Source organism: Bacillus sp. FSL R5-0439 (genome assembly GCF_038008805.1).
Classification (GTDB): Bacteria; Bacillota; Bacilli; order Bacillales; family Bacillaceae; genus Bacillus; species Bacillus safensis.
In genome coordinates, this window is record NZ_JBBOZW010000001.1 from 2,946,103 (window position 1) to 2,968,894 (window position 22,792).

A 22,792-nucleotide genomic window follows, 5' to 3' on the forward strand; every position below is an offset into this window, starting at 1 on the left:
TTAGATCAATTCAAAAATGCCTGCTGCTCCCATGCCCCCGCCGATACACATTGTGACAATGCCAAATTGCTCGTTTCGCCGTTTCATTTCATGAATAAGTGACAGCGTTAGTTTCGTTCCTGTACAGCCGAGCGGATGTCCAAGCGCAATTGCCCCGCCGTTGACATTCACTTTTTCTTCATCAATTCCTAAATGGCGAATGACTTGAATTGCCTGAGAGGCAAACGCTTCGTTTAATTCAAACAGACCAATATCCTTCAGCTCAAGTCCAGCGATTTTCAGCGCACGCGGTATGGCTTCAACCGGACCGATTCCCATCACCTCAGGCGGTACACCGCCAACAGCAAATGCTCTGAATTTAGCGAGCGGCTGAAGAGAAAGTGAGGATGCTTTCTCGCGGTCCATCATCATCACACACGCAGCCCCGTCACTTGTTTGAGACGAGTTCCCTGCAGTCACCGTACCTTTTGTCGAAAAGGCTGGACGCAAAGTGGAAAGAATCTCTTCCGTTGTACCTGCTCTCACACCTTCATCCTGTGAGAACGTGAATTGATGCTCTTCTAATTGATATTGTTCTCCTATCCGCCGGTCTGTTACATCAACGGGCACAATTTCATCAGAAAACTTCCCTTCTTGAAGTGCCTTTGCTGCCTTTTGATGACTCCTCACCGCAAAGGCGTCCTGATCTTGACGTGTGACCTGATACTTTTGCGCCACTTGCTCTGCCGTGTGCCCCATGCTCATGTAGTATTCAGGTGCTTGCTCTGCCAAGAGAGCATTCGGACGAATGGAATGCCCCATCATCGGCACCTGCGACATCGATTCGACTCCTCCGGCTAAAATCGTGTCTGCCTGCCCGAGCATAATTCGTTCACCCGCATAAGCGATAGACTGAAGACCAGACGAGCAGTAGCGGTTTATGGTGATGGCAGGTACCGTATAAGGCAGTCCCGCTAATGCTCCAATATTCCGGGCCACATTTAACCCCTGCTCTGCTTCTGGCGTTGCACAGCCAATGATCAAATCATCTATTTGACCGTCGTATTCACCGGCACGCTTTAACGTTTCTTTTACACATAATGCGCCCATATCATCAGGCCGGACATGTTTTAACGATCCTTTTTTCGCCTTCCCTACTGGTGTTCTTGCGCCAGCGACAATGACTGCTTCTCTCATTTTGACTCCCCCTTAGTTACGTAAAGGTTTTCCTTTGACGAGCATGTGCTGCATACGTGCCTGTGATTTCGCTTCTCCTACAAGACTTAAAAAGGCTTCTCTTTCAAGCTCTAATAAGTATTGCTCCTCTACCTCTGTTCCAAATGGCAGTTTCCCGCCGGAAATGACATGAGCTAATTTTTTTACAATGGTCATGTCATGCTCTGAAATGTATCCAGACAGTCTCATATTTTCAGCAGCCAAAATCATCGCTGCATAGCCTGTTTCTCCCATGACCGGCACCTTTTGCTTGAGCGGCGCGCGATAACCGGCTTCATCAAGAGAGAGCACCAGTTGTTTTGCATCATAGATCAGGTGATCCCCGTTCATACTAATTCGGTCGCTCACGCGGAGCATGTTCATATCCCGCGCTTCCTCAGCTGAAGTTGATACTTTTGCCATTGCAATTGTTTCAAATGTTTTTAGCGTGGCATCCTGTATAGCCGTCTGCGACGGCTTCGCTGATCCTTGCAGGTGACGAAGATATAATTCTTTATTTCCACCGCCCCCTGGAATCAGTCCAACTCCCGCTTCCACAAGTCCCATGTAAGTTTCGCTGGACGCCTGTATAGCCGCTGCCGGCAGACAAACCTCCGTACCGCCTCCTAATGTCATCCCAAACGGTGCGGCTACAACTGGGCGGTCGCTATATTTCACCTTCATCATCGCCTGCTGGAAGCGCCTGATCACAAAGTCAATTTCAAAGAAATTGTCGTCCTGTGCTTCCATTAAAATCAGGGCAAGGTTGGCGCCAACACAGAAGTTCTTCCCTTGGTTTCCGATGACAAGCCCTTTGTAATTCTTTTCCGTCTCATCAACAGCGCGATTGATCATATCAATGACATCTAGTCCAATGGCATTGCTTTTAGAGTGAAATTCGAGCAAGGCGACATCATCACCAATATCAATCAGGCTCGCACCAGAATTTTTGAAGATGACGTCCTGTTTCTTTTTCAATCTAGCTAAAGAAATATGTTTGTCGTTCCCTTTTTCCTGTACGTAAGCCCCATCCTGATAAAACGCACGCTCTCCATCAGCATTCTCTTGATAGAATGTGTCGTGTCCTTTTGACAGCATGTCTTGCACCCATGCTGGGATGCTGTGGCCTTCTGCTTCCATGCGCTCGGCGGCTTTTTTGACGCCTATTGCATCCCACAGCTCAAATGGGCCGTGCTGCCAGCCGAATCCCCATTTCATTGCGTTATCGATGGACTGAATATCATCCGCAATTTCGCCTTTTAGATGCGCTGAATAAAGAAGTACGGGCGCTGTCATATTCCAAAGCAATTGCCCTGCACGGCCATCTTGATAAATAAGCGCTTTCAACTTTGCTTTTGTTCCCTTTTGCTGTTTCGCCATCTCAATGCCTGGATCTTTGAGCTTTGTGCGCTCTCCATATGTGAGCGTCACTGGGTCAAGCTCTAAAATGACCTTGCCATTTTTTTGATAAAATCCTTGTCCTGCCTTGCTGCCAATCCATCCTTTTTCAAGCATTCTTTCAATAAACTCAGGCAGCTGGAAAATCTCTTTTTCCTTTCCTTCTACCTGTTCATAGACGTTTCGTGCCACATGAGAAAATGTGTCAAGCCCCACTACATCGAGTGTACGGAAGGTCGCACTTTTCGGTCTTCCAATGAGGGGTCCTGTGACTGAATCCACTTCTCCAATGGTGTATTTGTTCTCAAGCATTTCACGCACTGTGACAAGAAGCCCATACGTGCCAATGCGGTTTGCAATAAAGTTCGGTGTGTCTTTTGCTTCAACCACACCTTTGCCGAGTACATCCTCGCCAAACGTTTTCATAAATGACAGTACTTCTGGATCTGTTTCTTGAATAGGAATGATTTCTAAGAGCTTTAAATAACGAGCTGGGTTAAAAAAATGTGTGCCTAAAAAGTGGCGTTTAAAATCATCTGATCGGCCTTCTGCCATTTTTTCAACCGAAATACCAGATGTATTGCTCGAAACGATGCTTCCTTCTTTGCGGTGTTCGTCGATGAGAGAGAATACGTGTTGTTTTATGCTGAGCTTTTCAGTGACGACTTCAATGATCCAGTCAGCATCGTGTAATAAGGAAAGGTGGTCTGTGAGATTTCCCGGTGTGATGTATGATAGGTTTTTTGCTGAAGTAAGAGGTGCTGGCTTTTGCTTTAACAATTTTTTCATCGCTTCTTGACTTAATCGATTCCGAACACTAGGGTGATCAAGCGTTCGCTTTTTCGCCGTTTCTTCTTTTGTCAGTTCATTTGGCACAATATCTAGCAGTGTTACTGGTATCCCGATATTGGCTAGATGCGCAGCAATGCCTGAGCCCATGACACCTGAACCAATGACAGCCGCCTTGCGAATATGTTTGCCCATAAATATCCCCCTAAACATTTTGAATGAACAGTCATTCATTTTTTGTCCAAAAAAAAGCAATGCCTCTTTCTTTATCTTAAAAGATTTTCCGAAACAGTTCAATAGCGGATTTCAAAAATTTACACATTCTCATGTGCCTTATTTTGCGGTGTATGAATTAAAGATCAAAGGGAATTGTAAGAATGGAGGTGATGTCCACATGTCTCGTTTGAAGAAAAACCCATCGAAAGCAGGCGTAAGTGCTGCAAGTGTAAAAGGAAACGCAGGTCCATCACAGGAAGCAGACCTAGGCGGGAAAAAAACCAGTCAAAATCAGCAATATAAAAAGAATCAGTAAGGAAACAAAATCGTAAGGAGGAACACATGTTGAACAATCAGCCAATGAATATGCCCCCAGAAGTCATTTCAGTGAAGGATTCCTTGTACTTAGAGGATATGCTCAACTGGAACTTGATCGCCATGAAAAAGGCTCATTTTATGGCCGAGCATTGCCAGGATCAAACATTGAAACAAGAATTAAATCAAGTTGGCCAAATGCATCATCAGCATTACACACAAATTCTTCAGCATTTAGGCAGCTCAGGGCAAGGCCAGTCTACTGGCTTTATGCAATAGGAGGAAAAAACATGGAACAGCAAAACCAACAAAAAATCGGGAATCCACAAACCCCGGTTCCCACAACTACAAACATGAACGATCGTGATTTCGTTACAGATCTCTTGTCGACTGAAAAATACATGACAAGTGGATACAACACAGCGCTCAATGAATTCAGTCATGAATCTCTTTACCAGGATATTCAGCGAATTGCGCTGGAAACACAGAAAACACAAAGACATTTATATGATGTCATGTTCCGATATGGCTGGTATTCTGTTGAAGCGGCTGATCAGCAAAAGCTCCAGCAGACACACCAGAAATTCCAGCAAACACTGACAGATCAATCTCCGTACGGATCATCACAAATGTCATAAGAAAAAAACTGCCAGTCTGATGCTGGCAGTTTTTTAACGGTCTTTATTGGCGCGATGAGCTTCGTTCAACTGTTTGATTCGTTGAATCGTGTGTTTGATTTCTTCTTTTGCTTCCGGATACGTTTCATTGAAATGCTTTGCTAGCGGCGGCATGCTTTTGGCAATATGAGAGTAGATCACCCATTGTTTCACATCTTGTTTCAGCTCGTCTGTTGATTCACCGAGCAGCAGCTCTGTATATTTATCAAGCAAGCCTTCCAGCTTTTCATCTAATTCATTTCCCATTGATATTCCGCTCCTTTTTCAGAAAAAAGCCTGACTCTGTGAGACACAGATGTCAGGCTTTTGACATACGATTATCTTGCAGCAAGAAATGTTTCAGCTTGCGCTTGCTGCACAATACAGCGTCCTCTACCGTGCGGAATACATAATGGTGTTCCAAATAGAGGATCTGTTGTCACTTGGCAATTCATATCAAAGACATTTTTCACGAGATCACAATTAATCACTGTTTCTGGTCTGCCTTCTGCATAAATTGACTTGTCTTTAATCGCGACAAGATGATGAGCATATCTGCATGCGAGATTGAGATCATGAAGAACCATCACAATCGTGCGCTGCTCTTTCTCATTTAAATCAAACAGAAGGTCCAAAATTTCGATTTGATGCGTCATGTCTAAATATGTCGTCGGCTCATCTAACAAAATAATATCGGTCTCTTGGGCCAGCGTCATCGCAATCCATGCACGCTGCCTTTGTCCACCTGATAATGAATCAACGGTCCGATCAGCAAGGTCTTCCATCTTTGTTGACTTCAATGCGCGATTCACTGCTTCTTCATCTTGCTTCGACCACTGCTTCAGCCAATTTTGATAAGGATATCTGCCTTGCTTCACTAACTGATGCACAGTTAATCCTTCTGGCGCTTCTGGTCCTTGTGGAAGAATAGCGAGCTGTTTCGCTACTTCTTTTGTTGGTAATTTTGCAATGGAATGACCTTCAAGCAGGACAGAACCACCCATTGGCTTCATGAGACGGGCCAAAGAGCGAAGTAGCGTGGATTTACCGCATCCATTACTGCCAATAAATACTGTGATTTCACCCTTAGGGATTGATACATTTAGTTCATCGATGATCATTGTTTCTCCGTAGCCTAAGCTTAAACCTTCAGTAGAAATGGCACTCATTCCGCTCAAACGCTCCTTTTCTCATCCAAATTTTTATATGAAATATCGTCTATGTACAGACGTAAAAGATCACTTATCTCAATTTAGTGTATCAGATTTAAGTGATCTTGAAAATCATTTTCAATTAAAAAATGAGAAAGTCTCGTTTATTTCTTCCTTTGGAATGTCCGTTTGGTCCCATCCTCGAGCTTCAGATCGATCTGAATCCGCTGATAATCATCATCTAAATTAAAAGCAGCTAATAGTTCATTTACATACGCTTCATTGATCTTTGCACTAGGAATCGACATATCATTCAGCTTCATCTTCATCTCGCGCAAGGCTTCTTCCCCTTCATAGCGGACCCCATTCATATGATCACGAATGATTGCCTCCTCTTTGCCTCTTGCCTGACGGTAGGTCGCTTCGTATAATTCGTTTTTCTGTCCATATTGTACATGCAGATGCAGATGCTGAAATGGCAGTTCCTTCATTTGAACAGCTGACAGACTTTCTGCCTCTGCTTCATGTGTTTGTTGTAATGGTTCAATTGATTGACAGCCGGACAGCATAAAGAGCAGCACTCCTATTTGTCCCGCCTTCTTCCAACACATCATGTGTTTCCTCCTATTTCATAGCATCGCTTTTTATTCTTCTCCAGGCTCCTTTTTGTTATTCAATAAAACATCTCACTATGATAAATTTAAACAAAAAGGAGAACCGGATGATGAAAAAAACAGCCATTGTAACTGGTGCCAATAGCGGCTTTGGCAAGCTCATCACGATGCGTCTCGCCAAGCAGGGCTATACAGTGATTGCCAGCGTCAGACAGAAAACCAATGCAAAAAAGCTCGCTGAAGAAATCGAGCAAGCCTCTTTATCCGGCATGATACATATTGAAGCGTTAGATGTGACGGATACGCAGTCGATCCAAGCATTTCAGAAGAAACTTCATGCCTATGCACCCATTACCCTGCTTGTGAACAATGCGGGAACAGCCTTTGCTGGTTTTGCGGAAGAGATTCCTGTTGACACGTACCGCCAGCAATTTGAAGTGAATGTCTTCGGTGTGATGGAAATGACCCAAGCAGTCCTGCCGTTTATGACGAGCGGCGCAAAGATTTTCAATATGAGCAGTATCAGCGGATTAATGGGAATGCCTGCACTTTCTCCATATGTATCGTCTAAGTTTGCGTTGGAAGGCTATACAGAAAGCCTACGGATTGAACTAGCTTCGTTCGGTATCCAGGCGGCCTTAATTGAGCCGGGCTCTTTCCAAACAAATATTTGGAATACCTCCATGAACGAGCAAATGATTCAGCCAGCAGAGGGATCGAAATACATAAAACTCTATCAAAAGATGATGGCCCATATTGATACCCAGAAATCCAACTATGGAGATCCTCGTGAAGTGGCAGAGCTTGTTGTTCGGTTAGCAGAGAAGAAGCGGCTGAAACGGCTGAGATATCTTGTTGGAAAAGGCGTACGACTTTCATTCACAGCAAAACAGCTTCTGCCGTGGAACATGTGGGAACACCTCATACTGCGTACACTCTCTTCAAAAAAATAAGCACAAAAAAACAGGTGGATATGTTGACATCCACCTGTTTTTTTCATTTATTCGCTCTCTGACTGCCCAAGGGTAATATCTAGATTTTTGTTCTTTCCTTCACGGATGACAGTCATTGTGGTTTTATCGCCGACTTTTGTTTCTTTGTAAAGAATTTCTTTCAGCTGAGAGCTGTTCACTACGTCTTTCCCTTTGAACTTGATGATGACATCTCCAGATTTTAAGCCTGCTTTTTGAGCAGGTGAACCTTTTGAAACATCCTTTACGTAAATGCCTTTGCCGATTTGTTTATCAAATAAGCCGAGCGTATTTTCCTGATACGTCTCAGGCACTTGCTCAAGGTCAATCATTTGTACGCCAAGGTATGGACGTTCAACTTTTCCATTTTTCAACAGCTCATCTACAATCGGTTTGACATCGTTACTTGGGATGGCAAATCCGAGTGATTCCACACCGCTTTCGCTGATTTTCAAGCTGTTAATACCAATGACTTGACCATCTGTATTGATCAGTGGCCCCCCGCTGTTTCCTGGGTTAATGGCTGCATCTGTTTGCAGTACATTCATCTCCACTGTACCAGATGACGTATTTGCTTCAACAGTACGATCAAGACCACTAATAATTCCTTCTGTCACAGTACCTGAGAACTGTGCACCGAGCGGGTTCCCAATGGCGATTACTTTATCTCCAGCACGCAGCTTAGAAGAATCACCAAAGCTCGCCACTTTATCAATGCCGTCAGCATTGATTTCAACAACGGCTAAATCTGTCATGACATCACTGCCGACAAGCTTCGCGTCTTTTGTTTTCCCATCGTAAAGTGTGACCTTTAATTTATTGGCCCCTTCGACAACGTGGTTATTTGTAATAATGTACGCTTTTTTGCCATCTTTTTTGAAAATGACACCAGAGCCTGTTCCAGCTTCAGCTTCTGTTTGATCACCGCTCAAGCCAAACGAATTTTGTGTAGATTGATAGTTTGAGACACCTACAATGGTGGGCTCTAAATCTTCTACCATATCAGCAACATTTGTGGCATTGGTGATTTGTTTTGTCGAGAAATTATCTGAGGCTGCCGGCTCACTTGATGCGGTCTGCGTTTGCGTGTTGGCAGCTGTATCCTGTGACTGCGGCAAAAGCGGTGTAATGCCAAGTACAAGACCCCCGCCAATAATTCCTCCAAGAATCGGGCTGAGCCATGCCGCCTTCCGCTTTTTCTCCTTTTTTGACGCACGGTCATCCACCATTTGAGGAGAATGATTCGTCACACTCTCCTGCGCGGCAGATGCTTCGTTTTCATGCTGGTGTAAAACGAGTTCCTTCTCTTTTTCTGGTGCGTCTATTTGTTTCTCATTCTCTTGATGGGTATCTTCTTGATGGTTCATTTCATTGTCTTGATTCGTGTTTTCTGGATGATTCATCTTATTCTCTTCATCTTCTCTTCGGAAATCCATCGCTTGCACTCCTTTACATCATGTTTCATTTCATATGTCTAGATAGGACTCAGGTCCTCTTAATGGAAAGATCATTGAAAAATACTTTATGGCAATATGTCAAATTATATAATACTTATTCATAGAAAAAAAGCAAGGTGCGCACATTGATGAAAAGCACCTATTCATCCGCCTTTTGTCTATGCCCTTTTTTCCCTTGACCTTATCATAATCAAACATTATGGGATAATGATGAGAAGAATATGTGAAATTGTGAAAAAAGCGTGTGATTGTTGACATGCCGCCTTTGTATCCCGTTATAATGACGTTGAGAGGATGTGGAAGACTTTGTCGTACACCATTTATTTAGTTGAAGATGAACAAAACTTAAATGAACTGTTAACCAAATATTTAGAGAGTGAGGATTGGAATGTCTCCTCTTTTTTAACCGGAGAAGCGGCACGCGAGGCAATGAACAAGCCGCCGCATCTATGGATTTTAGATATCATGCTGCCTGATACAGACGGCTACACCCTCATTAAAGAAATCAAAGCCGCATCACCTGACGTACCGGTCATTTTCATTTCAGCACGTGATGCCGATATCGACCGTGTCCTCGGCTTAGAGCTGGGAAGCAGTGATTATATTGCGAAGCCGTTTCTTCCGCGTGAGCTGATCATTCGGGTACAAAAGCTGCTGGAGCTTGTGTATAAAAACAATGATACTCCGCAGCAGCAAAGCGTCACAACCGTTTCTTCTTATGTCATTCATGAGGATGTAAGAGAGGTGTATGAAGAGGGTCAGCTCATTAACTTAACTTCTAAGGAATTTGACTTGCTGCTTTTATTTACACATCACCAAGGACATGCTTTTTCTCGTGAAGATATCCTCGTCAAAATTTGGGGACACGATTACTTCGGGACAGATCGTGTAGTCGATGACCTTGTTAGACGGCTGCGCAAAAAAATGCCCGACTTAAAGGTCGAGACCATCTATGGATTCGGTTATAGGATGCTGAAAGGATGAAGAACAAACCGCTCGCTTTTCAAATTTGGGTTGTGATCTCTGGCATTTTGCTCACCATTTCCATTGTCCTGATCATTCTATTTTCTAATACATTACGTGACTTCTTCACAAATGAAATTTATAAAAATATTGAAAATGAACAGCAAGTGCTGACAGAATATCCATTAAACCGAGACGGCTCGCCAAAGTCGACACCGGAAAACCGCTCCGTGCAGCACATTTTGATTCCGTCAAATGAATTAGATCAAATGGCGCAGTTTTTTCCGCATGCCTTTATTGAGAAAATCCAATCGTTTGTGAAAAAACAAAAAAGCGCAACGAAACGTTATTCTGAAGAGGTGAACGGCCAGCATATCTTTTTTGTCATCAAAAAGGTATCATCAGGCAATACACCATATATTCTTCTGTCCTATGCACCAGATTCTTATCGAGACGACCTGTCCTTTACGCTGTTTAAACAGCTGATCTTTATCTTAGGCACCGTTATTTTACTAAGCTGGATTCCATCGATATGGCTTGCCCGCTATTTATCCCGACCAATCGTTGCGTTTGAAAAACACGTCAAACGGATTGCACAAGAGGACTGGGACGATCCTGTCATCGTTGACCGGCAAGATGAAATTGGCAAGCTTGGTCATACCATTGAGGAAATGAGACAAAAACTCATTCAAAAGGATGAAACAGAACGGACACTTTTGCAGAATATTTCACATGACTTAAAAACACCTGTCATGGTCATCCGCGGCTACACGCAGTCCATTAAAGATGGTATTTTTCCTAAGGGAGATCTTGAACAAACGGTGGAAGTCATTGAAGGTGAAGCGGAAAAGCTTGAGAAGAAAATCAAGGATCTGCTGTACTTAACAAAGCTTGATTATTTATCAAAACAACATCCCGCACATTCTTCCTTCCTAATCAGTAATACGATGCTGGAAGTGGTCGACCGAATACGCTGGTCGAAAAATGAATTGCAGTGGAACGTGGACTTAGATGATGAGGCTGCTCTTGAAGGCGATCCAGAACAATGGAGCAAATTATTTGAGAATGTACTAGAAAATCAACTTCGATACGCAAAAAGCAAGATTGATATTCAGATGAAACAGGAAGAGGAGCAAATCCGCATTGTTATTCGAAATGACGGTCCTCCAATTGAAGAACATATGCTGTCCAACCTATACGAACCTTTTAGTAAGGGAAAAAAGGGCGAATTCGGTATTGGATTAAGCATTGTCAAAAGAATTCTTTCAATGCATCAAGCGTCCATATCTATTGAAAATGATGATCTAGGTGTACGTTATACAATCATAGTTCCAAAGAAGAGACTGTAGGTTTTTGACCGCAGTCTTTTTTAGATGAATGAATACCCATTGAAATCACGGTATGTGGCTTTGATCTTTTTGCCAGCTTGATACATCCATTTCTTTTCAATGGTTGTCTCTTTTGGCATTTTGACTTTTTCTACTTGAATCCCTTTTGTTCGCAAGCGTCTAATCATATCATCGATTTCTCTCATGGAACATCATCCTTTCACATATTTTGACCAGTTGGTCACCTTACTTTATAATATAAAGAATTACACTGTAAAAAACAAGTTACAATCTGATTAATTTTTGAAAACTTTCGTCGTTTATGACCGATAAGTCATATCTCTTTGCGCACGTTTCCTAAGACATTTGTCTCTCGGTAAGAAAGGATGACATTCATATTGAAAAAGAAAGAAAAAATGATCATTGAGGCTGGCATGAAATTATTTGCCAGCAAAGGCTACAACACAACGTCTGTTCAGGAAATTGCGGATGAATGCCACATGTCAAAGGGTGCTTTTTATCTTTATTTTAAATCAAAGGAAGCACTGCTCATTTCAATCCTTCATTACTATTACGATAAGGTATTTACCCGGATTCATGAGGTTCAAACAGAGGGCGGCACACCAAAAGAAGCCTACCGAAAACAGCTCACTGTCTATTATGATAATATTTTGCAGCAAAAGGATTTTATTAAAATGCAGCTGAGCGACAGGGCGCTTCCACTGAATGAAGAAACGCAGCAGCTCGCAAAACAAATTAGGCTTGCGACCGTCCAGCTTCACATTGATAACATTAAACAAGTATATGGAGATGCTGCTATTCCTTATATGGCTGATTTATGTTTGACGATTGAGGGCATGAGCCACGTTTATTTCGAGCTGGCGATTTTATATGATTTTCAGCTGGAAGCAGAAGAACTTGCCACAACCATGATTCATCGTATCGATGATTTGATGGGCGGTATGATGAAGCGAAATGACCTTCCTCTCATTTCTGTAGATCAAGCGAGCGATTGGTTTGGTCCGATTTATGAACGGTCATTCGATCCGCTCACAGAATCTCTTTTAAAGGAGTTAAGAGAGATTGCTGAATCACACTATGAAGTGAAGAACGAACCTGAATTATTTGAAGCGCTTGGCATACTAGAAAATGAATTAAACAAACAAAAACCAAGACAAGTCATCGTGAAAGGCATGCTGTACCAATTAAAATTATACGCACCGCTGCAAAGCAACTCTGATTCACTTTTGCGTATTTTGAAAGAGGATCATTTGTAAACGCATCACTTTTAATGAAAAAAACCAGGGGCAGCCGCCCCTGGTTTCTTATTTCGCTTTTGGTGTCACCATTTCTTCTGGTTTCACAAATTGCTCGAACTGCTCCTCTGTTAGCAGCTCTAATTGAAGTGCTGCTTCTTTTAATGTTAATCCTTCTTTGTGAGCAAGCTTCGCAATTTTCGCTGCATTTTCATATCCGATGTGCGGGTTAAGTGCCGTCACAAGCATCAATGAATTGTTCAAGTTTTTCTCAATTGTTTCTAGGTTTGGTTCGATTCCAACTGCACACTTGTCATGGAATGAGTTCATGCCGTCAGCAAGTAGTTCAACTGATTGCAGGAAGTTATAAATGATGACTGGCTTAAATACGTTCAGCTCAAAGTTTCCTTGGCTTGCCGCAAAACCGATTGTGGCATCATTCCCCATGATTTGTGCTGCAATCATAGTTAAAGCTTCACTTTGAGTTGGGTTGACTTTTCCTGGCATAATAGAGCTTCCCGGCTCATTTTCAGGAATAATCAATTCGCCAATTCCACAGCGTGGGCCACTTGCAAGCCATCTGACATCATTGGCAATTTTCATTAAATCAGCTGCAAGTGCTTTTAAGGCACCGTGTGCATACGTAATTTCATCATGGCTTGTCAGCGCATGGAATTTGTTTGGTGAAGAATTGAATGTTTGACCTGTCAGCTGGCTGATTTCCTCAGCAACATATTGACCGAACTCAGGATGTGCGTTAATGCCTGTACCAACAGCAGTTCCGCCAATGGCTAATTCTCTCATTTTTTCAGTTGATTCTAGAATCATTTCTTTTGAACGGTCCAGCATGTATACCCAGCCGCTAATTTCTTGACCAACTGTCAGCGGTGTTGCATCCTGCAAGTGCGTACGGCCGATTTTCACAATCTCTTGATACGCTTTTGCTTTCTCATCAAGAGTTGTTCTTAACTGGTCAATAGCAGGCAGCAACTTTTTGTACACAGCTAAAACAGCTGCCACGTGCATAGCCGTTGGGAATGTATCGTTTGAGCTTTGGCTGCGGTTAACGTCATCATTCGGGTGAATGCTGAACTCACTATTTTTATCTTTCAAATAAGCAGTTGCTCTATTTGCAACGACTTCGTTCATGTTCATGTTACTTTGTGTTCCACTACCTGTCTGCCAAACAACAAGCGGGAAATGCTCGTCATACTTTCCGCTGATGATGTCATCACATACAGCAGCAATTGCTTCTGCTTTTTCGCTTTCAAGGTTGCCAAGACGCTCGTTGGCAATCGCTGTGCTACGTTTCAAAATTGCAAACGCATTCACAACTTCCTTTGGCATTTTCTCAGAACCGATTTTGAAATTTTCTTTGCTTCGTTGTGTTTGTGCACCCCAGAACTTGTCCTTCGGCACTTTGATTTCGCCCATTGTATCTTTTTCGATTCTAAATTCCGTCATTATGTATCCCTCCATAGCTTCTCATCACTCAACTCTATTCTATACAAAAAACGAAAATCCTTTAAGCGTTTTCAATTAAAATTTTATCTTTATTTTAATTTTAGTTCAATATAAACGCGAACATCCTTCGAATATTTGTATTTTGGGTTCGTTTTTCCGTAGTCCTTTGATGTATATGTCACCTCATAATGCTTGTCAAACGACTGTAGAATACGGTCGATCTCCTCTTTTGTTCCTGCTAAACGAATCTGTGCCATCTTGTTTCCTCCAAAACCCTCATTCTTTCTTTTACCACAAAATAATGTAACACAGAATATTGTTTTTTCAAGCAGGTAATGCTAAGAAAAAGATTTGAGGCGGGTGATCCGAATGAATCAAACTCCATTAAAAGAGCACTTATACGATAACCTCTCCGTCATCCTTCCACAATTAAAAGAAATGGACGACTTGGTTCATGAGAAAAAAACGTTGCCTCACGGACAGGTTGTTTACTATTTATACATAAAAGAAATGAACGAAACGATGGAGATTCAAACCTTTTTAAAGCTGCTTCTCCAAGATCATACGTCTCTCACAAAAGAGAAGCTGGAATCCAATTTATCGATGATGACCACCCGTTCGGTGAAGACTTCTGAGGAATTGGTCGCTGCGATTTTTGATGGGCATTGCGTGGTACTGATTAACGGTTTTCAGCATGCGTACATTTTAGAAACGCATGGAACGAAGAAACGCAGTATAGGGGATGCTACCTCTGAAACAGTTGTGAGAGGACCGAAAATTGGCTTTATTGAAGATTTAGATACGAACTTAGCTCTTGTAAGACAGCGCTTGAAAAACCCCGATCTCAAAACGGTTGATATGAAGATTGGACAAAAGAAGTACACCCAAGTGACCATCATGTACATAGATGGCATGGCTCAATCGTCTGTTTTAAAAGAAGTGAAAAAACGACTCAAGCAAGTCACCATTGATGATATACAAGACTCTGGGGTTCTTGAGGAACTGATTGAAGACAATGTGTACTCTCCTTTTCCGCAAATCCAAAACACAGAACGACCGGATAAAGTGGCGTCTGCTTTAAATAATGGACGTGTCGCCATTTTTGTTGATCATTCTCCTTTTGTGTTAATTGTACCTGCTTCTCTCGCGACGATTATGCAATCACCTGATGATTATTATGAAAGGTGGATCGCCGCCTCTCTCATTCGGATGCTGCGGTTTACCTCTATCTTTCTGACATTATTTTTATCAGCTATTTATATTGCGCTTGTGTCCTTCCATCAAGGACTGTTACCAACAACACTGGCTATTTCGATCTCAAGTACAAGAGAAAATGTCCCATTTCCGCCTATTGTGGAGGCACTCATTATGGAAATAACGATTGAACTGCTGCGGGAAGCGGGTTTAAGGCTGCCAAATCCGCTCGGTCAAACGATTGGACTTGTAGGTGGAGTTGTCATCGGACAGGCGGCCGTTCAGGCTCATATTGTGAGCTCAATCATGGTGATTATCGTCAGCGTGATTGCCCTTGCGTCCTTTACTGTTCCTCAATACGGGATGGGCATGTCGTTCCGCGTGCTCCGCTTTGTGTCTATGTTTACGGCAGCTACTTTGGGTTTATATGGGATTGTGCTGTTCATGCTCGTTCTCCTTACTCATTTAACACGGCAAAAAAGTTTTGGTACGCCTTATTTTTCACCAGATTTTGTGTTCAGCTATAAAAATGAAGACAATTCCATCATTCGATTGCCTTTGAAAAATCAAAAGAAAGGAGAACGATATGGTCAATCATAAAGAGTCGATCACCAGCTATCAGGCAAGTGCCATTATTGCCAATACAACATTAGGTGCCAGTATGATGATTCTGCCAAGAGCAATGGCTCAAGCTGCAGCTACACCTGACGGCTGGATTGCGCTCTTACTCATGAGTGCCATTTACATTATATTTATTTTTGCGAATGTCCTTATGATGAAAAAAGTTCCTTTCTCCTCTTACTATGATTATACAAATGAGGGGCTTGGAAAGTGGATTGGTGCTCTTGCTAACATATTGATTATTATTTATTTTCTTGGCGTTGCCAGCTATGAAGTACGAGCGATGTCGGAAATGGTGAAGTTTTTTTTGCTTCAAAACACACCTGTAGCAGTGACAATGATCAGCTTTATTTTGGTTGGCCTTTATCTCGTAGTCGGTGGGATTGGTGATTTTGCCAGACTGTGCCCCTTTTTCCTCATTGTCACCTTGATTATCTTATTTGTTGCATACGGACTCAGTGTTCAAGAATTTAAGTTAGATAACCTCCGGCCTGTTTTAGGAGAGGGATTCTCCCCTGTCTTCAAATCCCTTAACGCATCAGCCATTTCGTTTGTTGGCATTGAAATGATACTGTTTATGCCTGTCTATATGAAAACGCAAAAACACACCTTTGCTTATGGCGCAGTCGGCTTTTTGATTCCTGCGATCATCTATATTTTCACCTATATTCTTGTCGTTGGTGCGTTCACGGTGAAAGAAACAGCGACTTTGACTTGGCCGACGATTGCCTTATTTCAATCGTTTGATATACAAGGAATCTTTATTGAGCGAATCGAATCCTTTTTGCTCATCGTTTGGCTTGTTCAACTTTATACGAGCTTTGTAGGATATACGTTTTTTGCTGCAATGGGGTTATCAAAACTCACAAAATTCCCTAAAAAGATCGTGCTCGCGCTGATGGGAATTGTCATCTACTTTGCCGCCATTTTCCCAAAGGATGTTGATACAGTGCGCAATTATTTAACGTATGTAAACCATTTATTTTTCCTTTTATTCGGTATCCTCCCGTTTCTCTTATTTATCATCGTGTTTTTGAAAAGGAGGCGGAAAACAGCATGAAAAAGAAGAAGGTCTTTGCATTACTCGCCCTTGTTCTATTAAGTGGATGCTGGGATAGTACCAATATTGAGGAGCTCAACATGGCGATTGGTTATGGCTTAGATAAAGGAGATAACGGTCATAAGCTGAAAATATCTATGCAAGTCCTTGTTCCTCAAAAAATTGAACAGGAATCCAGCGTAAAAGACCCAACAAAGATTATTGAAACTAGCGGTGATTCCGTGCATCAAATATTCCGAACAACGACTCTCAAAAGCCATCGGATTTTCGCCCAGCAGCTGAGGGTGTATTTATTTTCTGAGGAGCTTATCAATGAAAATAATTTCGACCTCGTCATCAATCAATTTATTCGCGACAATGAAACGCGGAGAGGAAGCCTTGTCTTTATGACCGCTGAAAAGCCTGGAGACTTGCTGAAAATCAATGATGATGGGCAGCCTGCTTCTTCTACATTATATGATATTTCGGGGAATACAAAATCGACCATCCGTATGTTAAAGCCTGTTTCATTAGGAGATATTTCTACTGCTATGCAAAACAACGTATCTTTTGCTGTTCCAAAAGTCAGTGTGGATCAAGGGAAATTAATACTCGACGGTGCCTCTATTATTAAAAACAAACGATTTCTCACCGACATCTCTCCGTTAGCCGTGCAGTCATACAACCTGTTGACAGGGGAAGGAAAAGGCGGAGTCATTGAATTTGAATATGACCACAGCATCTATTCTTATGAAATATTTAAACTGAAACACAACATTGAAACGAAGAAAACAGCCAGCGGAAGATATCAATTTGATGTATCCGTAGAACTTGATGGAAGATTATCTGAGGATTGGAATGAGCGTGAGAATGCATTTAATGAGAAGTATCTTCAAGAGATTGAGGGTGCAGTGGAGCGTCAATTAAAGAAAACTGTAAAAGATTTCATTGGGGAATTACAGCATGAGATCAAAGCAGATATTTGCGGGTTTTCTCAAAAAGCGAGTATTGCGTATCCGAAGGACTTTCGAAAAGAAGCGAAGCATTGGGATGAGATTTTTAGTGAATCGGACATTCGTTACAAGGCAAATGTGAAAATCCGTGACTTCGGGACTAAGGGCGCAACACAATCTTTATAGAGTATGTTAAAATGGTAAGAAAAAAAGGGTGTCAATCATGAAACGAGCTTTACTTTCGGCCGGCATTCTATTTTTGATTCTAGGGATACTTCTGTTAATCGTTGTATTCATGCAATCAAAAGAAGATTTCTTCATTGAAGCCGACAGCTTTTCAAGCACATTTTTGATCGTGGTTTATTATGGACAAACCCCTGCGCTCCTTCTGTTGGGAGGCGGATTATTCGTCGGACTTTCACAGATCATTGATTTGCAGGAAAAAAAAGCGGCAGCAGCAAAGGAGAGCGTAAAGCTTTTATCCGAAATGAAGAAAACCCTGGAAGAAAAATCGGCCAAGGAGCAGGAGGCTTTTCCAGTTCCTGAGCTCCATCAACTATCCGAACGTCCGATCACAGGACAGAAGGACTAATTTTACGCATGTTCTAGCAGCTTTCACTTGAAAGCTGTTTTTTTATTGAATCAGCTTATGGCGGTGGGCATACACAGCCGCTTGCGTTCGATCTTCCACATCAAGTTTGGAAAGAATGTTGGTAATATGGGTCTTCACCGTTTTAATTGTAATAAATAATTCCTCGGCAATGACCTTATTCGATTTCCCATCCGCAATCAGCTTCAAGATCTCCATTTCTCTTGCTGTTAATGAATCGTGAAGGATAGACCCATTTGATGAATGACGGAGTTTATTCATGACCTTTCCTGCCACTTTCGATTCAAGTCTTGGTTCGCCGATGCTTGCAGATCTGATGGCATCCGCAATTTCTCCTGCCTTGGATGTTTTTAATAAATAGCTTAAAGCACCCGCCTCAATCACAGGATAGACTTTATCATCGTCAATAAAGCTCGTCAGAACAATGATCTTGGCATCTTCAATTTCCTGACAAATTCTTTTCGTTGCTTCTATGCCATCCATCCCTTCCATGACGAGATCCATTAAAATCACATCTGGCCTTAATTCAACGGCTAGCTCTACACCTTTTTGTCCATCTGACGCTTCACCAATGACTTCAATATCAGCCTGCGCCTCTAAAAAGGCCGCAAGCCCCATTCTCACCATTTCGTGATCGTCGATTAAAAGCACTCGAATCATCGAACGTTCTCTCCTTTTCCTTCATCAAAAATGGGAACCTTCACATCAATTTGTGTGCCTTTTCCCTCAAATGACATAATCTCTGCGACACCGCCTACCTCACTTGTTCTTTCTCGAATCGATTCCAGTCCGTAGGAGGCCGTCTTCACATGGTCTGTTTGAAAGCCAATACCATTATCAATAATCTTTAGCTGCACTTGACGGTTTCTTATGAGCAGACGCACTGTCACTTTTGTCGCCTTTGCATGCCTAAACACATTCGACAGTGCTTCTTGCACAATTCGGAAGAGGTGGTCCTCTACTCCTTTAGATAACGGAACATCATCTTCGATTTCCCAATCAATATCAATCGGCTGCTTTGCTTGAAATTCATTTAGCAGCTCAATTAAGCCTTTTTTCAGGTCTTTTCCTTCTAGAGTGATCGGTCTCAAATGAAGCAGAAGAGCACGCATCTCATTTTGTGCATCGCCAGACATTCGTTCGACAAGCTGCATTTGTTTTAAAATCTTTTCGTCCTTTTCCTTCATGCCTTCAAGAATAGCTGAGGTCATCATCGAAATCGCAAATAACTGCTGGCTGACCGCATCATGGAGCTCTCGTGCCAGCCGCTGACGCTCTTCTGAGACAACCGATTTCTTCATTTGAGCCTGCCATTCAGCCCGTTCATTCGAAAGCTTTTGCAAAGAGGCTACTTGCCCTTCCACCCGCTTCGCCATTTCGTTTAATTGATCGGCGGCTAAGCCAATTTCATCATCGCCAAGCGACGGCAGTCTGTATGCAAAGTTTCCATTTTCGAACTTCAAAATCGACTCTACAAGCTGGTCGAGCCTCTTCTTATGCTGATAGCCAAATACACTCGCGGCAGAAATCCCAATCGCAAGACTAACGATGAGTAAAATACAAAAAAACGGTATGCCAAACCAGCGGGTAGAAAGCAGGATCATTGGATCAAGCTGATAATAAAAAAACATCAGCAGTGTCGTCATCGTTACAACACCGAGCGAGACGCCGACTCCAAGACGAACAGATTGCCACTGGATACCTAAATGCAATTTCCTCATAAGTATCTCACATCCACATCTCCGATCAGTAGAGAGATGGAGATTTTCACTTTTCGTTTGCTCTCATCATAATCGTTGGTCATCACATACACTTTACTGCCGAAGCCGCTTCTTTTTTCATCTATGATTTTCATATCACCAATCGCGGCTGAAGCACTCACACATACTTCAATATCCTGCGGTACGTAAATATCCACATCGCCGATCAGTCCGCTAATCACGATTGTGCTCTCTTCTTCTGCAATGATCGCCTTTGATAAATCGATTTTAACATCGCCAATAAAACCTGAAATCGTCAAATCACTTAGTTGAAAAGGCTTTTTCATCAGCCTGACTTCACCGATAAAAAAGTCATGCTCTTTGCGCGGCTTTGTCTGGCTTTTTGTTTTCTTCTGATCGCCCTCTTTTTCAAGATTGACTTTCAGTGAAGGCTTCCCATCGTCTGATGTTTCCTTTTTATCGACATCAAAAACAGGTTTATTTTTCAATAAACGATAGCCCGCATAAATCAAAAAAGCCGCAAATAAGTACCCTGTTAAACTAAATGTAATATTGAGCAGAAATTTTAAGAAGAGAAAGCCGGCAAAAATATAGGAAACTGAACCGAGCCAACGTTTGGATCGTGAGTGCAGCCAATAACCCGCCAGCGCAAAAAACACAGGCCAAAACAGATCTGCTCCGATCCCAATAATTTTGAGAAATAAATTAATACCAAAAATCACCACAATGATGCCTAATATTTGATTCCTTGTAAAACGCAGTTGACTCGCCTCCTTCCTTTCTTTCATTCATTAACGCAGCTTGAGGTTACCACTTGTCATTTCAATATCGACTAAATGTGTCCCTTTTCCCCGCGTACCTTTAAAGCCTCGACCTTCATTCTCCACTTGATCAAAATCATACGAGTGATCGACGCTTCCACTTGTTTTTTTCACCTGAACGTTGAAATCTCCGTCGTCTGGCAAATTAAATTTCGCGCTCCCTGATGTCATCTGAAAGGAGACAGGTGACTCAATTGTATCAAAACTTGCCGTCATTCGGCCGCTTGTCATGCCCAATTGCAGTTTGCCTTTTACATCATTAATATCGGCACGCCCTGAAGTTGCCCCAATATCACTATCCTTCGCATCGATATGCGACACTGCCATCCTGCCAGAGGTTGCTTTGATTTCTACATTTTTTGCTGAAAAATTCTCGGCTGTGAGGTTTCCACTCGTTGATTTGAGCATCACATCTTGAAGGGACAGTTTTCCTCCTCCGTCAATCTCACTGACGCCACTTCCACCTGTAATCTTCACATTTTTATGATAATCTGTTGGAATTTTAACTAAAAGCTCTCCTTTTTCAAATTGAGTGAAAAACAAGAAGCTTTTATTTTCAGCACGAATTTTGAAGGTACCACCTGTTTGCTCCGCATACATTTTCCCTTTTCCATTGACAGCAGTCACGGAAATATCGGAACGATTTTCAGGTTTTACCTTCACGCGAAACCCAGAAAGAGAAATATCTAATTGATCAATCTCCTCTGTTTTTGCTGAAGCTGTTGTCACTGGTTTTTCACGGGAAAAACTTAAATGAAAGAGACCTTCATTTTTGAAAAGCATGCCAATCATTAAAAAGATACCTACAAGTATACAAATTAGACCGATTAATCGCTTCATTCATACCATCCCTTTATCTTCTGACCTTTTCATTATAAGGAAAAGCGAAACAGAAAGAAATCAAATATCGGAAGAAAAAGCCTGCTTTTCTTCCGATGTGATCTCTATACGTTTGCTTGCTGCTGTTCAGGCTTTTTCTCAAGCTTCAGTTTCTGCCATTCTTTTTCAACCTCATCGGCATAGTCTAAATGAGCATATGCCCCTTGATCCGCAAATTTTGCATAGCTGCCTGCTTTTGTTTCCATTTCTTCAATACGGTTCTCCATTCGAAGAAATTCTTTATATGCACTTTCACTGTCTACTTTATTGATGGAATCATTCATATGCTGCTTTGCCTGTGCGGCATTGGCTCTTGCAATCAGTGCCTGTTTCTTGTCTTTTATATCACGCAGCTTCGTTTCTAAGTGCTGTAATTGCTCTTTCAGCTCTTTCAATTGTTTCACAGACTGCTGGTACGCTTCCTGATATTCGTTGTGCTTTTCTTCAAAATACTTCATTTCTGTGAGCGCTTTTCGTGCAAGCTCCTCTTCTCCCGCATGATATGCCATCTCTGCCTGTTTCTTTCGCTTTTCAGCAAATGCTTCCGTCTCTTCTGCTTTTCGCAGGAAGCCTTGCTGAATCGTTTGCTGTTTGATGATGGCATGTTTCGCTTTCGCAACATCATCCTCCATATCACGAACGTATTGATTCAGCATGACACGCGGATTCTCCAATTTATCTAACCCTTCATTGACAGTTGCAACAAACATATCTCTTACTCTTCTTAATACCATTTGATGTTCCTCCTTTTATTTTTTCTTTAAAAAGTCTTCCCATTCTTGATCAAATGACGTGTGAATCGGTTCTTCCGTATTGGGTGCCGTGTTTGGCTCCATATAGGCTCTGCTTGATGATTTTTTGGTAGATTCACCATTAATCATCGACCAGCCAAAATAAAGAAGTACCCCTGCAAATGCGATGCCGAGTAAAAACGGCAGGAATTGCACGACGATCAGTACACCAATGACTGCTAGAATGATCCCTGAGGTTTTACTGCCTTTTTCATATTTTTTAACACCTACATAGATGAGCCATGCCCCAATCAAAACCGGAATCAGTCCACCTAATGAACCACCAAAGAAGATGGATAAACCGACAAACAATAAAATTGAACCGATAATGGTTTTACTTGTTATTTTCATCTTCATGCCTCCTTTCTTGCTCCTTGCTTTAACTATAGTC

The 22,792-nt window shown here is 42.1% G+C and carries 26 protein-coding genes; 11 read left to right on the top strand and 15 right to left on the bottom strand.

Annotated features, from left to right (window positions below):
- Both NST59_RS15275 and NST59_RS15280 read right to left on the bottom strand, forming a co-directional pair.
- Window positions 1–1,176, bottom strand: coding sequence for an acetyl-CoA C-acetyltransferase (locus NST59_RS15275; protein ID WP_058838130.1), 1,176 nt, complete (start codon window positions 1,174–1,176; stop codon window positions 1–3).
- A gap of 12 nt (window positions 1,177–1,188) precedes the next feature.
- Window positions 1,189–3,576 carry a 3-hydroxyacyl-CoA dehydrogenase/enoyl-CoA hydratase family protein gene (locus tag NST59_RS15280; RefSeq protein WP_126682295.1) on the bottom strand — a complete coding sequence of 796 codons (2,388 nt, stop codon included), beginning with the start codon at window positions 3,574–3,576 and terminating at the stop codon, window positions 1,189–1,191.
- A 199-nt stretch (window positions 3,577–3,775) separates the two neighbouring features.
- Here NST59_RS15280 and NST59_RS15285 point away from each other — a divergent pair, with 199 nt between their 5' ends.
- Genes NST59_RS15285 through NST59_RS15295 form a run of 3 tightly spaced genes read left to right on the top strand, consistent with a single transcriptional unit; the run spans window position 3,776 to window position 4,550 of the window.
- Window positions 3,776–3,913: a YuzL family protein gene (locus NST59_RS15285; RefSeq protein WP_003212904.1), complete on the top strand. Its 138-nt coding sequence runs from the start codon at window positions 3,776–3,778 to the stop codon at window positions 3,911–3,913.
- Between the two features lie 26 nt (window positions 3,914–3,939).
- Complete coding sequence (locus NST59_RS15290; RefSeq protein WP_047202428.1) at window positions 3,940–4,191, top strand: hypothetical protein; 252 nt, start codon at window positions 3,940–3,942, stop codon at window positions 4,189–4,191.
- A gap of 11 nt (window positions 4,192–4,202) precedes the next feature.
- Window positions 4,203–4,550: a spore coat protein gene (locus NST59_RS15295; RefSeq protein WP_039181293.1), complete on the top strand. Its 348-nt coding sequence runs from the start codon at window positions 4,203–4,205 to the stop codon at window positions 4,548–4,550.
- 33 nt (window positions 4,551–4,583) lie between these two features.
- Here NST59_RS15295 and NST59_RS15300 read toward each other — a convergent pair whose 3' ends face one another.
- The 3 genes from NST59_RS15300 to NST59_RS15310 form a co-directional block, all read right to left on the bottom strand.
- Window positions 4,584–4,835 (bottom strand): YusU family protein, encoded by a 252-nt coding sequence (locus tag NST59_RS15300; RefSeq protein WP_024423411.1) that lies wholly within the window; start codon window positions 4,833–4,835, stop codon window positions 4,584–4,586.
- A gap of 71 nt (window positions 4,836–4,906) precedes the next feature.
- Window positions 4,907–5,737 carry an ABC transporter ATP-binding protein gene (locus NST59_RS15305; protein WP_008347057.1) on the bottom strand — a complete coding sequence of 277 codons (831 nt, stop codon included), beginning with the start codon at window positions 5,735–5,737 and terminating at the stop codon, window positions 4,907–4,909.
- A gap of 146 nt (window positions 5,738–5,883) precedes the next feature.
- Window positions 5,884–6,330 carry a YusW family protein gene (locus NST59_RS15310; RefSeq protein WP_180272447.1) on the bottom strand — a complete coding sequence of 149 codons (447 nt, stop codon included), beginning with the start codon at window positions 6,328–6,330 and terminating at the stop codon, window positions 5,884–5,886.
- A 113-nt stretch (window positions 6,331–6,443) separates the two neighbouring features.
- Between NST59_RS15310 and NST59_RS15315 the strand changes: the two genes are divergently transcribed.
- Window positions 6,444–7,286: an oxidoreductase gene (locus tag NST59_RS15315; protein WP_339209687.1), complete on the top strand. Its 843-nt coding sequence runs from the start codon at window positions 6,444–6,446 to the stop codon at window positions 7,284–7,286.
- 47 nt (window positions 7,287–7,333) lie between these two features.
- Here NST59_RS15315 and NST59_RS15320 read toward each other — a convergent pair whose 3' ends face one another.
- On the bottom strand, window positions 7,334–8,740 hold the full coding sequence (locus NST59_RS15320; protein WP_151284744.1) for a S1C family serine protease: 1,407 nt from the start codon (window positions 8,738–8,740) through the stop codon (window positions 7,334–7,336).
- A 327-nt stretch (window positions 8,741–9,067) separates the two neighbouring features.
- Between NST59_RS15320 and NST59_RS15325 the strand changes: the two genes are divergently transcribed.
- Together NST59_RS15325 and NST59_RS15330 are read left to right on the top strand one after the other, a co-directional pair.
- The gene (locus NST59_RS15325) at window positions 9,068–9,745 is read left to right on the top strand and encodes a response regulator transcription factor (RefSeq protein ID WP_047202423.1); all 678 of its coding nucleotides are present in this window, start codon (window positions 9,068–9,070) and stop codon (window positions 9,743–9,745) included.
- Window positions 9,742–11,073 carry a HAMP domain-containing sensor histidine kinase gene (locus NST59_RS15330; RefSeq protein ID WP_099663710.1) on the top strand — a complete coding sequence of 444 codons (1,332 nt, stop codon included), beginning with the start codon at window positions 9,742–9,744 and terminating at the stop codon, window positions 11,071–11,073. The genes NST59_RS15325 and NST59_RS15330 overlap by 4 nt, the downstream gene beginning before the upstream one ends.
- A gap of 20 nt (window positions 11,074–11,093) precedes the next feature.
- On the opposite strand, the gene spxO is transcribed toward NST59_RS15330, so the two are convergent.
- A complete protein-coding gene (gene spxO / locus NST59_RS15335; protein WP_003212782.1) occupies window positions 11,094–11,258 on the bottom strand; it encodes an anti-adapter protein SpxO in 165 nt (54 codons plus the stop codon).
- Between the two features lie 192 nt (window positions 11,259–11,450).
- Between spxO and NST59_RS15340 the strand changes: the two genes are divergently transcribed.
- Window positions 11,451–12,329 (top strand): TetR/AcrR family transcriptional regulator, encoded by an 879-nt coding sequence (locus tag NST59_RS15340; RefSeq protein ID WP_099663709.1) that lies wholly within the window; start codon window positions 11,451–11,453, stop codon window positions 12,327–12,329.
- 48 nt (window positions 12,330–12,377) lie between these two features.
- On the opposite strand, the gene fumC is transcribed toward NST59_RS15340, so the two are convergent.
- Window positions 12,378–13,772, bottom strand: a complete 1,395-nt coding sequence (gene fumC, locus NST59_RS15345; protein WP_024423418.1) for a class II fumarate hydratase — start codon at window positions 13,770–13,772, stop codon at window positions 12,378–12,380.
- Between the two features lie 89 nt (window positions 13,773–13,861).
- Entirely contained in the window at window positions 13,862–14,029 is a 168-nt protein-coding gene (locus NST59_RS15350; protein ID WP_003213147.1) for a YvzF family protein, read from the bottom strand.
- 112 nt (window positions 14,030–14,141) lie between these two features.
- Here NST59_RS15350 and NST59_RS15355 point away from each other — a divergent pair, with 112 nt between their 5' ends.
- Genes NST59_RS15355 through NST59_RS15370 form a run of 4 tightly spaced genes read left to right on the top strand, consistent with a single transcriptional unit; the run spans window position 14,142 to window position 18,171 of the window.
- A complete protein-coding gene (locus tag NST59_RS15355; RefSeq protein ID WP_039181313.1) occupies window positions 14,142–15,566 on the top strand; it encodes a spore germination protein in 1,425 nt (474 codons plus the stop codon).
- Window positions 15,553–16,647: a GerAB/ArcD/ProY family transporter gene (locus tag NST59_RS15360; protein ID WP_144490118.1), complete on the top strand. Its 1,095-nt coding sequence runs from the start codon at window positions 15,553–15,555 to the stop codon at window positions 16,645–16,647. Before NST59_RS15355 ends, NST59_RS15360 begins: the two co-directional genes overlap by 14 nt.
- The gene (locus NST59_RS15365) at window positions 16,644–17,765 is read left to right on the top strand and encodes a Ger(x)C family spore germination protein (RefSeq protein ID WP_039181318.1); all 1,122 of its coding nucleotides are present in this window, start codon (window positions 16,644–16,646) and stop codon (window positions 17,763–17,765) included. Before NST59_RS15360 ends, NST59_RS15365 begins: the two co-directional genes overlap by 4 nt.
- Window positions 17,766–17,802: 37 nt before the next feature.
- Window positions 17,803–18,171, top strand: coding sequence for a hypothetical protein (locus NST59_RS15370; protein WP_039181321.1), 369 nt, complete (start codon window positions 17,803–17,805; stop codon window positions 18,169–18,171).
- A gap of 42 nt (window positions 18,172–18,213) precedes the next feature.
- Here NST59_RS15370 and NST59_RS15375 read toward each other — a convergent pair whose 3' ends face one another.
- The 6 genes from NST59_RS15375 to NST59_RS15400 all read right to left on the bottom strand — a co-directional run bounded on the left by NST59_RS15375 (window position 18,214) and on the right by NST59_RS15400 (window position 22,752).
- On the bottom strand, window positions 18,214–18,849 hold the full coding sequence (locus NST59_RS15375; protein ID WP_024426015.1) for a response regulator: 636 nt from the start codon (window positions 18,847–18,849) through the stop codon (window positions 18,214–18,216).
- Window positions 18,846–19,910, bottom strand: coding sequence for a two-component system sensor histidine kinase LiaS (gene liaS / locus NST59_RS15380; protein WP_039181324.1), 1,065 nt, complete (start codon window positions 19,908–19,910; stop codon window positions 18,846–18,848). Before liaS ends, NST59_RS15375 begins: the two co-directional genes overlap by 4 nt.
- A complete protein-coding gene (liaF, locus tag NST59_RS15385; protein WP_185847158.1) occupies window positions 19,907–20,698 on the bottom strand; it encodes a cell wall-active antibiotics response protein LiaF in 792 nt (263 codons plus the stop codon). Before liaF ends, liaS begins: the two co-directional genes overlap by 4 nt.
- 3 nt (window positions 20,699–20,701) lie before the next feature.
- Window positions 20,702–21,571 (bottom strand): LiaG family protein, encoded by an 870-nt coding sequence (liaG, locus tag NST59_RS15390; protein WP_126682300.1) that lies wholly within the window; start codon window positions 21,569–21,571, stop codon window positions 20,702–20,704.
- A gap of 104 nt (window positions 21,572–21,675) precedes the next feature.
- Window positions 21,676–22,344 (bottom strand): stress responsive protein LiaH, encoded by a 669-nt coding sequence (liaH, locus tag NST59_RS15395; RefSeq protein ID WP_341040808.1) that lies wholly within the window; start codon window positions 22,342–22,344, stop codon window positions 21,676–21,678.
- A 15-nt stretch (window positions 22,345–22,359) separates the two neighbouring features.
- Window positions 22,360–22,752 (bottom strand): hypothetical protein, encoded by a 393-nt coding sequence (locus NST59_RS15400; protein WP_039181331.1) that lies wholly within the window; start codon window positions 22,750–22,752, stop codon window positions 22,360–22,362.
- Between the last annotated feature and the right edge of the window lie 40 nt (window positions 22,753–22,792).

Excerpts from the sequence above, each read along its gene's own strand:
- NST59_RS15295 (WP_039181293.1), top strand. The coding sequence starts at position 4,203 with ATGGAACAGCAAAACCAACAAAAAATCGGGAATCCACAAACCCCGGTT.
- liaS (WP_039181324.1), bottom strand. The coding sequence starts at position 19,910 with ATGAGGAAATTGCATTTAGGTATCCAGTGGCAATCTGTTCGTCTTGGA.
- liaG (WP_126682300.1), bottom strand. The coding sequence starts at position 21,571 with ATGAAGCGATTAATCGGTCTAATTTGTATACTTGTAGGTATCTTTTTA.
- NST59_RS15400 (WP_039181331.1), bottom strand. The coding sequence starts at position 22,752 with ATGAAAATAACAAGTAAAACCATTATCGGTTCAATTTTATTGTTTGTC.
- fumC (WP_024423418.1), bottom strand. The coding sequence starts at position 13,772 with ATGACGGAATTTAGAATCGAAAAAGATACAATGGGCGAAATCAAAGTG.
- NST59_RS15370 (WP_039181321.1), top strand. The coding sequence starts at position 17,803 with ATGAAACGAGCTTTACTTTCGGCCGGCATTCTATTTTTGATTCTAGGG.
- liaH (WP_341040808.1), bottom strand. The coding sequence starts at position 22,344 with ATGGTATTAAGAAGAGTAAGAGATATGTTTGTTGCAACTGTCAATGAA.
- NST59_RS15360 (WP_144490118.1), top strand. The coding sequence starts at position 15,553 with ATGGTCAATCATAAAGAGTCGATCACCAGCTATCAGGCAAGTGCCATT.
- NST59_RS15300 (WP_024423411.1), bottom strand. The coding sequence starts at position 4,835 with ATGGGAAATGAATTAGATGAAAAGCTGGAAGGCTTGCTTGATAAATAT.
- NST59_RS15305 (WP_008347057.1), bottom strand. The coding sequence starts at position 5,737 with ATGAGTGCCATTTCTACTGAAGGTTTAAGCTTAGGCTACGGAGAAACA.
- NST59_RS15365 (WP_039181318.1), top strand. The coding sequence starts at position 16,644 with ATGAAAAAGAAGAAGGTCTTTGCATTACTCGCCCTTGTTCTATTAAGT.
- NST59_RS15310 (WP_180272447.1), bottom strand. The coding sequence starts at position 6,330 with ATGTGTTGGAAGAAGGCGGGACAAATAGGAGTGCTGCTCTTTATGCTG.
- NST59_RS15355 (WP_039181313.1), top strand. The coding sequence starts at position 14,142 with ATGAATCAAACTCCATTAAAAGAGCACTTATACGATAACCTCTCCGTC.
- spxO (WP_003212782.1), bottom strand. The coding sequence starts at position 11,258 with ATGAGAGAAATCGATGATATGATTAGACGCTTGCGAACAAAAGGGATT.
- NST59_RS15350 (WP_003213147.1), bottom strand. The coding sequence starts at position 14,029 with ATGGCACAGATTCGTTTAGCAGGAACAAAAGAGGAGATCGACCGTATT.
- NST59_RS15330 (WP_099663710.1), top strand. The coding sequence starts at position 9,742 with ATGAAGAACAAACCGCTCGCTTTTCAAATTTGGGTTGTGATCTCTGGC.
- NST59_RS15285 (WP_003212904.1), top strand. The coding sequence starts at position 3,776 with ATGTCTCGTTTGAAGAAAAACCCATCGAAAGCAGGCGTAAGTGCTGCA.
- NST59_RS15290 (WP_047202428.1), top strand. The coding sequence starts at position 3,940 with ATGTTGAACAATCAGCCAATGAATATGCCCCCAGAAGTCATTTCAGTG.
- NST59_RS15275 (WP_058838130.1), bottom strand. The coding sequence starts at position 1,176 with ATGAGAGAAGCAGTCATTGTCGCTGGCGCAAGAACACCAGTAGGGAAG.
- NST59_RS15375 (WP_024426015.1), bottom strand. The coding sequence starts at position 18,849 with ATGATTCGAGTGCTTTTAATCGACGATCACGAAATGGTGAGAATGGGG.
- liaF (WP_185847158.1), bottom strand. The coding sequence starts at position 20,698 with ATGAAAGAAAGGAAGGAGGCGAGTCAACTGCGTTTTACAAGGAATCAA.
- NST59_RS15315 (WP_339209687.1), top strand. The coding sequence starts at position 6,444 with ATGAAAAAAACAGCCATTGTAACTGGTGCCAATAGCGGCTTTGGCAAG.
- NST59_RS15320 (WP_151284744.1), bottom strand. The coding sequence starts at position 8,740 with ATGGATTTCCGAAGAGAAGATGAAGAGAATAAGATGAATCATCCAGAA.
- NST59_RS15280 (WP_126682295.1), bottom strand. The coding sequence starts at position 3,576 with ATGGGCAAACATATTCGCAAGGCGGCTGTCATTGGTTCAGGTGTCATG.